Source organism: Bilophila sp., from assembly GCF_057864385.1.
The window spans coordinates 65207-76333 of the sequence record NZ_DBMAFI010000009.1; the positions used below are offsets into that span (position 1 = coordinate 65207).

The 11127-nt window shown below is 59.4% G+C and carries 6 protein-coding genes; 4 read left to right on the forward strand and 2 right to left on the reverse strand.

Features of this window, described 5'->3' with window-relative positions; all coding sequences use genetic code 11:
• Positions 1-3 precede the first annotated feature (3 nt).
• The gene (locus tag ACZM8Y_RS04595; RefSeq protein WP_479858260.1) at positions 4-1401 is read left to right on the forward strand and encodes an outer membrane homotrimeric porin; all 1398 of its coding nucleotides are present in this window, start codon (positions 4-6) and stop codon (positions 1399-1401) included.
• A 388-nt stretch (positions 1402-1789) separates the two neighbouring features.
• On the opposite strand, the gene ACZM8Y_RS04600 is transcribed toward ACZM8Y_RS04595, so the two are convergent.
• Positions 1790-1927: a hypothetical protein gene (locus ACZM8Y_RS04600; protein ID WP_489501604.1), complete on the reverse strand. Its 138-nt coding sequence runs from the start codon at positions 1925-1927 to the stop codon at positions 1790-1792.
• A 380-nt stretch (positions 1928-2307) separates the two neighbouring features.
• Positions 2308-4980: a mechanosensitive ion channel family protein gene (locus ACZM8Y_RS04605; protein ID WP_482333303.1), complete on the reverse strand. Its 2673-nt coding sequence runs from the start codon at positions 4978-4980 to the stop codon at positions 2308-2310.
• Between the two features lie 504 nt (positions 4981-5484).
• Between ACZM8Y_RS04605 and ACZM8Y_RS04610 the strand changes: the two genes are divergently transcribed.
• From ACZM8Y_RS04610 to ACZM8Y_RS04620, 3 genes are read left to right on the forward strand one after another with little or no spacing between them, the layout of a single operon-like run.
• Entirely contained in the window at positions 5485-6591 is a 1107-nt protein-coding gene (locus tag ACZM8Y_RS04610; protein ID WP_487479854.1) for a class II glutamine amidotransferase domain-containing protein, read from the forward strand.
• Positions 6579-8210, forward strand: coding sequence for a glutamate synthase-related protein (locus tag ACZM8Y_RS04615; RefSeq protein WP_482333299.1), 1632 nt, complete (start codon positions 6579-6581; stop codon positions 8208-8210). Before ACZM8Y_RS04610 ends, ACZM8Y_RS04615 begins: the two co-directional genes overlap by 13 nt.
• An 11-nt stretch (positions 8211-8221) precedes the next feature.
• Positions 8222-10525 carry an FAD-dependent oxidoreductase gene (locus ACZM8Y_RS04620; RefSeq protein WP_482333297.1) on the forward strand — a complete coding sequence of 768 codons (2304 nt, stop codon included), beginning with the start codon at positions 8222-8224 and terminating at the stop codon, positions 10523-10525.
• The last annotated feature ends 602 nt before the right edge of the window (positions 10526-11127 follow it).

The window sequence follows — 11127 nt, forward strand, 5'->3', positions numbered from 1 at the left end:
AACATGAAGAAAATAGCCGTCCTTCTTTTGGCAGCAGGGCTTGTTTTCGGCGCGGCGCACAAGGGTGCGCAGGCCGCCGACATCAAGGTTTCAGGAGAATGGGATTTCAACACCGAATGGAACAATGTCGGCTTTACCAAGGAAAAGACCGACGATCTGTTCCATGCCCGCCAGCGTTTGCGCACGCAGGTGGACATCATCGCGTCAGAATCCCTGAAGGGTACGGTGTTCTTTGAAGTCGGGGACACCAATTGGGGCAACAGCAGCGAAGGCGGCGCGCTCGGAACGGACGGCAAAGTCGTCGAAGTCCGGTACTCCTATGTGGACTGGGTTGTGCCCCAGACGGATCTGCGCGTCCGCATGGGCTTGCAGCCGTTCAGCCTGCCGAACTTCGTGGCGGGCGATCCCATTATGGGGAGCGACGACTCGGACGGTGCGGGCATCACCCTGTCCTATCAGTTCAACGATATGGCCGGGATGTCCCTGTTCTGGCTGCGCGCGGAAAACGACAACACCACGGTTGACCGCGGCGTAGGCAACGCGATGGATTTTGTGGGCCTGAGCGTCCCGTTGGCCGGCGCGGGCTGGCAGCTCAACCCGTGGGGCATGTACGGCAACCTCGGCAAGAACAGCCTGCATGAAGTGGGCGAAAACGGGGAATCCCTGATCGACGGGCTGCTTCCCTACGGGCAGGATGGTGTTTCCTTGGTAGCCAAGGACTCGAACAACCCGGCATGGTGGTTTGGCATCGGCGGGGAACTGACGACTTACGATCCGCTGCGTCTCGGCTTTGATTTTGCGTACGGCAAGGCCGATTGGGGCAAGGCGACCAACGGGCAGGATTTGACCCGGGAAGGCTGGCTGCTTTCCGGCATCGCCGAATACAAACTCGATTACGTGACCCCCGGCCTCATTGCGTGGTACGGATCCGGCGACAATTCCGACACGATGGACGGTTCGGAACGCCTGCCCACGCTGTCCCCCGGCTGGGGTGCCACGACGCTTGGCTGGGATGGTGCGTATGGGATTTCGGACGGTGCCGTGCTCAACAACACCCCTGCCGGAACGTGGGGCGTGGTCGCCCGCCTTGCCGACATTTCGTTCTTTGAAGACCTCACCCATACGCTGGCGGTGGGCTTCTATACGGGTACCAACAATACCCGGATGGTCACTTCCGGCCCGGTCGGCGGCATCGAGGGCGGCAATGTCTACCTGACGACGAAAGACCATGCGTGGGAAGTCAACTTTGATTCCCAGTACAAGCTTTACGAGAACCTGACGCTGGCGGCTGAAATGGGCCTTGTGCGTCTTGATCTGGATAAGGATGTTTGGGGAAGCAAGCTCAACGGCGTTGACAAGACCGCATATAAGGTTGGCCTGAACTTGAACTATGCGTTCTAATCATTTTCTAGTGGAAGCAGTTCCACAGGAATGAAGCGAGGCCGGGACTCATTGCCAAGAAATGAGCCCCGGCCTTTTCCGTTCTATGAAGGGTTCATTGCCGGAGGAAGTAATACGGCATTGACGTTAAGGTAAAAGGGCCATTACCATTTTGGGTTGTAGATTTGGATGGATCTGCCAGAAAATATGATTGATATCTTTATACAGTGTAATGCAGTATTCTTTGGGTTTGTTTATAGCTAAGATTGATGTTTTATTTCTGTAATTCAAGAAAGCACAGAGGAAAGCGTTTTCCGTCGCGGAACGCGCCAGCCAAAAAAACAATGAAATCAATTGATATGAAACTGTATCAATCAAATGCTACGCTAGGCTATTCTCTTTGGCTGTATCATAGAAAATGGTTGATGCTTTTCTCTTGAAGTTCCAAATGAAGAACCAATAAAATGCCTTGGCTATGGATTCCGCAAAGGGGAAAGCTGGAGAAAAAGGCTGCATGTTCATCATCCTGTGGAAATGAAACAGCCACGCTTATGACAAAGCCTTCTTTTTTAGAATGCCCTATTGAAAAACGCTATGGCCGAGGCATGGTATTGGTTTTTTGTTGGGGATTTCAAGAAACAGAATGCCAATCAGCTACTGTTGCACAGCCATTTGGCTAGGCTATTTCATAGAAAATGTTTGATGTTTTTTTGGAGTCCCAAAGGAATAACCGGCAAAATGCTTTGGCCATGGATTCCGCCAAGGGGAAAGCTGGAGAAAAAGGCTGTATGTTCACCGTGCTGTGGAGAGGAAACAACCACATGCCATGACGAGCCTACGGCTGCTGATTGCTGGCAAAACAGGCTCCCCCGATTGCCGGGAGAGCCTGTTTTGATTGGCTGTGGGTAACGGGAGTCCGTACCGTTTTTATCCCTCAACCCGTGACAGGGGCTGAGCCTGAGGGATGACGTGCACGTCAAGCTGCGGGAAGGCGATTTCCACCTGGTGCTCGGCAAAGACCTCCACAATCCGGTGGCGGATAGCTGAGGCGGCATCCGTGGCGGTTCCGATATCCGACCAATACCGGAGTACGAAGTTCAGCGTGCTGTCAGCGAAATCCATGAACAGGACGAAGGGCTGAGGCCGCCGCACAATCTGCGGGACGGACTGCGCCACTTCAACCAGCAGCCGTTCCACGAGCTTGGGATCAGTCCCGTAGGCCACGCCGATGGCCACTTCGCGGCGCACGATGCGCCCGTTGCGCGTCCAGTTGATCAGGCGGTTGGAGACAAACTCCGAGTTCGGGACGAAGATGACGGCGTTGTCGAATGTTTCCACCGTGGTCGCGCGGACGCTGATCTTGCGGACGATGCCTTGCAGGTTGCCCACGTCGATGACGTCGCCTTCGTGCAGGGTGCGGCTGAAAATCAGGATGAGGCCCGACAGGAAGTTGTTGACGATGGTTTGCATACCGAAGCCGATGCCGACGGAGAGGCCCCCGGCGATGACCGCGAGGTTTTCCAGCCCGAAACCAAGGGCCTTCAGGGTAAAGAGGGCGAAGAGCGTCCACAGCCCGTAGGTGATGCCCGTCTGCATGGGCGGGATCAGGGTTTTGTCGATTTTGTATGACTGCGAGGCCACGCGGTTCAGGAACGAGCGGGAGGCTGTGATGGCCGCCCTCGTAATGTAGAACACGCTGACGATGAGGATAAGATGAACCATGTTGAACGAGGCGGAGCCGACCTGCACGCCGGTGCCGAGGTAATGCAGCAGGAGCAGCGCCCCGCCGGGCATGGCGATGACCCAGAGCACCATGCCGCACAAGATGAGCAGCAGCACGATGGGCGCGATGAAGGCCGCGACGAGGCCGGCGAGCACGCTGCGCTGGGCGTGCTGCTCACCGTCCTGCACGTCTGAGGAACGGTTGAGGATCTGGAGCAGGCCGATGATGAACTGGGTGTTGATGGCGAGGCAGTCGACGAGGATGAGCACGAGGATCGCCATGCGCGGCCAGCCGATGGCGGCGATGGCCATGCTGAGCCAGACGGTCAGCCTGTGGACGTGCAGCAGGTTGTTTTCGATGCCGGGAAGCTCACCCGCATGCAGCTCCTTGAGGATGTACAGCGAAAGCAGGCCCACCGCAATCCAGCCTAGGGAGAGGATGCCGCCGGGCAGGTTGGGATAGCTGAGCAGGATGCCGAGGCTTGAGGCGAGGTACATGGGCCAGAGCGGTGTGGGGCCCATCTTTTTGCCGAGGATGAAGCAGCGCATGCCCCATGCGAGGGTCATCTCGCCGCCGATGACGAGGATGCTGCCGAGTACGAGCAGCCCACGGAAGAGTTCGCCTTGGCTTCCGAAGGAGGCCCCGACTAGGGCGAGGCCGGAGAACTGCCACAGAAGGCTGCGCAGGATGCCGGATCGGGCGGCCGTGGGCATGGTGCCGTTCTTTTCGGCACGGACCATGCGGCGGTTGACGAAGAAGACGGCGACGCAGCCCAGGAGCAGCACATTGAGGAAACGCAACCCCACGCCCTTCCATGCGGAAGGGTTGCGCGGGATTTCAATGCTCATGCGCAGGTTCATGTTCTGGAGCGTCTTTTCCCACTGTTCGGTGATCCCCTCCCATGCCACGGGATCGAAGAAGCGGCTTGGGACTGAAAAATAATAGGTCTGCCACAGGCTCGGCAGGTAGCCGGTCACGCTTGTGTGCATCTTCTCTATTTTGTTGAGCAGATCCGTGGCTGAGGAAAGTTCGAGCGTCAGCCGCTGATCCATTTTGCTGAGCTTGTTCCCAATGCGGCTGATGTTTTTCCACGTCTGCTGCTGATCGGGGTTCAGCTTTTCCTTGCTGCCCTTTTCCGGGAGGGGCGGGAGGCTCCTTTTCATCTGTTCCAGTGCGGCGATCTTGTCCTTGACCACGTTTTGCGCGGTCAGGACGGGCTGCATCTGCTGGCGCAGGCCCGATGCCTGCAATACGCCGCGCTGATCGATGGATTCCAGCATGATGGGATCGAGCTTGTGCGTCCCGGCCAGCGAGAACAGGCGCTGGGCGGCTTCCTCCATGCCGGGAAGGCTCTTGCGGAGCGGATTGATGATCGCCTTGAGGCTCCCGGCCAAGCCGTCGATCTCGATTTCCATCGCGTTCAGCTCGTCCAGATTCTGCTTGAACGCTTCTTCCCACACGGCGTCGTCGGAGGCGGTGGACTCGCTTTTCTGCTGGGCGGCTTCGGCCTCCGCCTGAAGCTTGGCTGCCGCGGCCTCAGCCTCCTGACGCGCCCTTTCTTCGGCCTCCTGCTTGGCCTTGGCCTCCTCTTCGGCCTTGGCTTTGGCTTCGGCCTCAAGGCGGGCCTTTTCCTCGGCTTCCTGTTTGGCCTTCTCTTCAGCTTCGAGTTTGGCTTTTTCCTTGTCCGTCAGGGAGTCTTTGCCGGCGGCCTTGCCGGAGGGCGCGTCAGCCGTTTTCTGGCCGGACGCGGCAGGGGCGTCCTTGCCGGAAGCGGCGAGCAGGGGCTGCGCGGAAAGGCTTGCGCACAGCAGCCCGGCCATCATGAACAGGGCGAAGCGCCCAAACGTGGATCGTGTGAAAAAACGCTGTAGGGACATGGTCTTCTATCCTTTATCAGCCCGAAAAGATGTTCCCGTTCATACGGCAAAGCGTCAGGCCATGCAAGGCCGTTTGGCCTGCGGAACGGGGGAGGGGGCGGTTCGTGCCGTATGGCGGGGCCATCAGGAAGGAATGCCGTGTGAGCGCGCTGCCGCCTCGCTGGGCAAGGAAATATAAGGAAAGGGGCATTGGGGAGGTGTTTTGATGAAAAAAACGAATATTACAATTTTGTAAAAATAGAATAAAAATCGAATGAATGAATTGATACCTAAAAATAAGTATGTTATTGGCTCATTGAATCGTCAAACAGGATATATATTTTTCTTTTGACATTTAAAATAACAATTTTGTATAACACGTGTGTCGCCGGGCCGGAAGCGGCCCGCCAAGGGCCTTTTTGTATTGCTGCGGGCGGTTGCCGCCCGCACGGGAAACGCGGGATGGCGCGCCGTCACGAGCCCCGCCGCGCGTGGCGGGCAATCCGTATGAGGATGGAGGAAGCTATGTGCAGAATCGGAGCGATCAAAAGCAAGGTGCCGGTCGAACCGGCAAAAGCGTTGTATTTGATGCTTCCCCAACAGGAAGGGCATGACAATTCTGGTTATGCCATGGTGATGCAGGATCTGTACGGCGTGTTCGAGGGCCATAAGGACAAGCCGCTGCTGTCGCTGGCCTGCACGCCGCGCGGCGTCCGGATGGTCGATGCGTATATGGCGGAGCAGGGGTTCGAGCAGGTGTTGGAGTGGCTTCCGGACGTGGATCGGCGGCCCGGCCTCGATATCAAGGCCATGCCCTGTTATGTGTTCCGTAACTACGAGTATCCCGAAGCCTACAGGGGACGCCCGCAGGCCGAGCGTGAGGAACTCCTGCTCGACACGCGGCTTGCCCTGCGCCGGGTGCTGGAAAAGGACGGGCAGGGGTTCGTCTATTCCTTCTGGCCCGACGTGCTGACCTTGAAGGAAATCGGCGATCCCCGCGACATCGCCGCCTATTTCCGGCTGTGGGACGGGGACGGCCCCCTGCGGGCGAAGAGCATCGTGACCCAGTGCCGCCAGAACACGAACTACGACATCGTCCGGTATGCGGCGCATCCGTTCTTCCTTCAGGGCTATACCCTGTGCGCCAACGGGGAAAACACGTTCTATACGAAGAACACGGAGTACCAGAAGTCGTTGCACCGGGGATACGTCGGGTTCGAGTCGGACTCGCAGAATTTTCTCTACACCCTGCATTACGTGCTGCGCGAACTGAAGTGGCCCCTCAAGTACTTCAAGCACGTCATTACGCCGCTGCCCTTTGCGGAAGCGGAACGGCGCGGCGACCGCAAGGTGCTGAGCCTCATCCGCGAATCCCTCGCCCATCTCGAAATCAACGGCCCCAACACGATCATCGCCGTGCTCCCTGACGGAAGCATGATGACGTGCTGCGACTCCAAAAAGCTGCGCCCTGTGGTTGTGGGCGGCGACGGGACGACCATGGCGATTTCCTCCGAAGTCTGCGGGCTGAATGCGGTGCTGCCCGATCGGGATGCCTCGCGGGACATCTATCCCCACGAGAGGGAAGTCGTGCTCATCAATAATGATTTGGCGGTGCAAAGATGGAATCAGTGACCACGCAGGACATTGGCGTCAACGATTTGAGGTGGATCATCGACTATCGGCCTGAGCGCTGCACCATGTGCGGCAGCTGCGTGGCGGGGTGCACCTTGAACGCGCTTGCGGTCGCGGTTATGAGGCAGGATCTGACGGTCTCCCGTGCGAGCCGGCCGGAACCGGTTCGGGAGCACCTGGCCCGTCCCGTCATCCGGCAGAAGGCGAGCCTTGGCGAATCGTGCGTCGGCTGCGGCATGTGTGAAAAAGTGTGCCCCAATCAGGCCATCCGTCCCGTCCGCAACCCTGACAGCCGATATGCGCTGCTGGCCCGGACGAACGGCCCCACCAAGCGCGGCGGACGGACCAATCTGAACGCGCAGCGCACCCTTGATCACATCGTCGTGGGCCGCATCAGCCAGATGACCGACCCGGCGCTGGATTCCGAGCGGCATACCTTTGACATTCTGGCCCCGTTCGGGCGTGTGCTCCTGCCCGGAGAGCTTCCTTTGCGCGCCGAGGGCGGCGAACTCAGGCTTGAGGGGAAAACGCCCCCGCTGCACTGGATTTATCCGGTCATTTTCAGCGATATGTCCATCGGCGCGCTGTCCACGCGGGCGTGGGAGGCCATTGCGCTGGCTACGGCCTACCTCAACGAGCAATGCGGCCTTCCCGTGCGCATGAGTTCGGGCGAGGGCGGTATGCCCGTCAAGCTGTTGGAATCCGAGCGGCTCAAGTACATGATCCTGCAAATCGCTTCCGGGCATTTCGGCTGGAACCGCATCATCAAGGCCATGCCCCGCATGAAGGCGGATCCGGCGGGCATCCTGATCAAGATAGGGCAGGGCGCCAAGCCCGGCGACGGCGGCCTGCTCCCCGCCGCCAAGGTGGCCCCGCACATTCAGGCCATCCGCGGCGTCCCAAAGGCGACCCTGCATTCGCCGCCGAACCATCAGGGGCTTTATTCCATCGAAGAATCGGTCCAGAAGATGCACTTGTCCCTGAACGCGGCCTTCGGGTTCCGCGTTCCCGTGGCCATCAAGTGCGCGGCCTCGGCAACGTCCGTATCGGTCTACAACAACCTGCTCCGCGATCCGTACAAAATCTGCGGCGGGTTCTTCATCGACGGCATTCAGGGCGGCACCGGCGCGGCGAATGAGGTTTCGCTCGATCATACGGGGCATCCGGTGGTTTCCAAGCTGCGCGACTGCTACCTCGCCGCCGTGCGGCAGGGATTGCAGGGGCAGATCCCGTTGTGGGCGGGCGGCGGCATCGGCATGACCGGGACGGCGGCGGCCGACGCCTTCAAGATGATCTGCCTCGGCGCGAACGGCGTGTTCCTCGGCAAGATTCTCATTCAGCTTCTGGGATGCGTGGGCAATGAGCAGGGCCGCTGCAACGCCTGCTCCACGGGCAGATGCCCCACCGGCATCTGTACGCAGGACCCGCGCCTCGTCCATCGGCTGGACGTCGATCGCGGCGCTCAAAATATTGTAGATTATATGCTGGCGTTGGACGGCGAACTGCGCAAACTGATGGCTCCCATCGGCAACAGTTCGCTGCCGGTGGGCCGTTCCGACGCCCTTGTGACGATGGACAGGGCCGTGGCCGATAAGCTCGGCATCCAATACGTGTGCTAGGAGGGCGCGACATGTTGACAATCAAGACATTGCAGGGGACGCACCGCATGTCGACCCAGGACTTGCTTCTCGCCATTGAGGAAGCGGTCGGCAACGGCGAGACATCGTTTGAAATCGAAGCGTCGGGCCAGCACGACATCGGCGGCCCGCTGTGGAACAGGGAAGGCAAGGCCCTGCGGTTCCGTGTGACCAACCCCGGCCAGCGCGTCGGCTCCATGTGCCTCGATAATACGGAAATCCTTGTGGACGGCCCCGCGCCCGCCGATGTGGGCTGGCTGAACGCGGGAGGCCGCATTGTCGTGCGTGGGGATGCGGGCGACACCGCCGGGCACTGCGCGGCGGCGGGCGTCATCCATATCGGCGGCAGGGCGGGGGCCCGATCCGGTTCGCTCATGAAGCACGATCCCCTTTATGAGCCCCCGGAACTGTGGGTGCTCAAGAATGTGGGCAGTTTTTCCTTCGAGTTCATGGGCGGGGGCAAGGCCGTGGTCTGCGGTTATGATTGCGAAGGGCTTCCTTCCGTCCTTGGCGAACGTCCCTGCGTGGGCATGGTCGGTGGCATAGTGTATGTGCGTGGTGCACTTTCCGAGGACGTTGCGGACGATCTCGCCGTATCCGGGCTGGAACCGGATGATGTCGCCTACCTTGAGGCCGGGATGGAAACATTTTTGTCCGCCGTGGGCAGGCCGGAACTGCGTGCCGTCCTCAGCGATTGGAGCGCGTGGCGGAAGATCCACCCCCTCGCCCTGGGGGAACACCCTTCTAGGCCCGATCCCATGCCGATGAAAGTGTTCCGGGCCAAGGAATGGATACAGGGCGGCATCTTCAGCGACGTCTGCCGTGATGATTTCGCCGTGAACGCCACCGTAGCGCGCGGCCTGTACCGCCAGCGCGTCCCCTCGTGGGACAACGCCGCCTGTGCCGCGCCCTGTGAGTTCCGTTGCCCGGCCTCTATCCCCACACAGCGACGGTACAACCTGCTGCGTGCGGGCAAGGTGGAGGAAGCCTACAAGCTGGTGCTCGACTATACGCCGTTCCCCGGTTCGGTATGTGGCGGCGTGTGTCCCAACCCGTGCATGGAAGGGTGCACACGCGGCGGCATCGACGAAGCCGTCCAAATCGGGGCGCTCGGGCGCTGTTCCATTGATGTGGCCTTGCCCCGCCCCACTGGGCGTACCGGGAAAAAGGTCGCCGTGATCGGCGGCGGGGTCGCGGGGTTGAGCGCCGCATGGCGGCTTGCCCGGAAGGGGCATGAGGTCACCGTCTACGAAGCCGACGACCGCATGGGCGGCAAGTTGGAGCAGGTCATCCCCCGCGCCCGTCTTCCGCACGAGGTTTTGGAAAAGGAACTGAAGCGCATTGAGGACATGGGCGTGCGTTTCGTGACCGGCAGCCGGGTTGACGCGGACGGGTTCCAACGGCTCCGGCGGGAAAGCGATGCGGTGATCGTCGCCACCGGAGGGCATATCCCCCGCGTGTTCCCGTGGCCCGGCCACGAGAAGATTGTGGCGGGCATCGATTTCCTCAAGGCCATCAACAAGGGCGGGAACCCTCGTGTCGGCCGGAATGTCATCGTCATCGGCTGCGGCAACGCGGGCATGGATGCCGCAGCCGGGGCCTATGCGATGGGCGCGGAAAGCGTGACCTGCATCGACGTGCAGAAACCGGCGGCCTTTGCCCATGAAATCGCGCACATCGAAGCGCTGGGCGGCAAGCTGCTCTGGCCGGTGATGACCAAGGAAATAACCGATGACGGGCTCATTACGGCGGACGGGACGCTCATCCCCGGCGACATGGTCATCATCACCATCGGCGAATCCCCGGATTTGGGCTACCTGCCTGAAGGCGTGCGGAAATTCCGCGACTGGGTCATTCCTGGGGCGGACATGAGCCTTCTTGAAAACGTGTTCGCGGCGGGCGACGTGATCAAACCCGGATTGCTGGCGGATGCCATCGGAACGGGAATCAAGGCGGCTGAGGCCGTTGACGCCTCGCTTCGCGGTGTGGCCTATGCGCCCGTCGAGAAGAAGCCGGTACCCTCAGGGCAATTGAGCACAGCGTATTTCGCCCGTTGTCCTCATGGCGATCTGCCTGCCGCGAACCGGGATTTTGACCGCTGTGTCAGTTGCGGAACCTGCCGGGATTGCAGAATGTGCTTGGAATCCTGCCCGGAGGGGGCCATCAGCCGGGAAACGCTGGCGGGCGGCGCATATCGGTATGTTTCCGATCCCGATCGGTGCATCGGATGCGGCATCTGCTCCGGCGTCTGTCCCTGCGGCATTTGGACGATGCATCCCAATGTTCCGCTGGAGTAGGAAAGACGCACGGAAAATTGGGGAGGGAGGAACTTTTTGAATAGGCTGTGTCATAGGAAATGGTTGATGCTTTATTTATCAAAAATTCCAAGGGAATAACCAATAAAATGCCCCAACTGTGGAGTCCGCCAACGGAAAAATGAGAGAAAAGGTCTCTCTATTTTGATCATACTGTGGAGATGAAACAAACATAGCCTAGGGCCTCTGAATACAGTTTCTCCTTCTTTAAAAAACGCCTTCTCTCCGTTTTAAACACGTTCATTTTTATTGAACTCTGCCCACAGGAGAGGACGGGGAAAAGGTCTGTTGTGCCATGATTGATGCAGGGAAAGGCTTCTTGCTCTCAAGAAAACCCCCTCGGCTATGGGGCTAAGGGAAACTTTTCCCTCTTTTGGGGGATGCTACGGTTTATCCTGTAGGGATGAGCTTCCTCTGTGGCATATCCGTACGAGGGCAAGGTTCGGTTCATTCCTGTTTCTTGAATGGAAAGAAAACGAAATGACGCCAACGTCCCCGTTAAGCTGACTCTTGCTTGGTGCGCCCGCGTACGGATAGTTATCGCCCTAGGGTGTGTCGCTATTTGTATATAGCTATTTGAAATT

Excerpts from the sequence above, each read along its gene's own strand:
- ACZM8Y_RS04620 (WP_482333297.1), top strand. The coding sequence starts at position 8,222 with ATGTTGACAATCAAGACATTGCAGGGGACGCACCGCATGTCGACCCAG.
- ACZM8Y_RS04595 (WP_479858260.1), top strand. The coding sequence starts at position 4 with ATGAAGAAAATAGCCGTCCTTCTTTTGGCAGCAGGGCTTGTTTTCGGC.
- ACZM8Y_RS04610 (WP_487479854.1), top strand. The coding sequence starts at position 5,485 with ATGTGCAGAATCGGAGCGATCAAAAGCAAGGTGCCGGTCGAACCGGCA.
- ACZM8Y_RS04605 (WP_482333303.1), bottom strand. The coding sequence starts at position 4,980 with ATGTCCCTACAGCGTTTTTTCACACGATCCACGTTTGGGCGCTTCGCC.
- ACZM8Y_RS04615 (WP_482333299.1), top strand. The coding sequence starts at position 6,579 with ATGGAATCAGTGACCACGCAGGACATTGGCGTCAACGATTTGAGGTGG.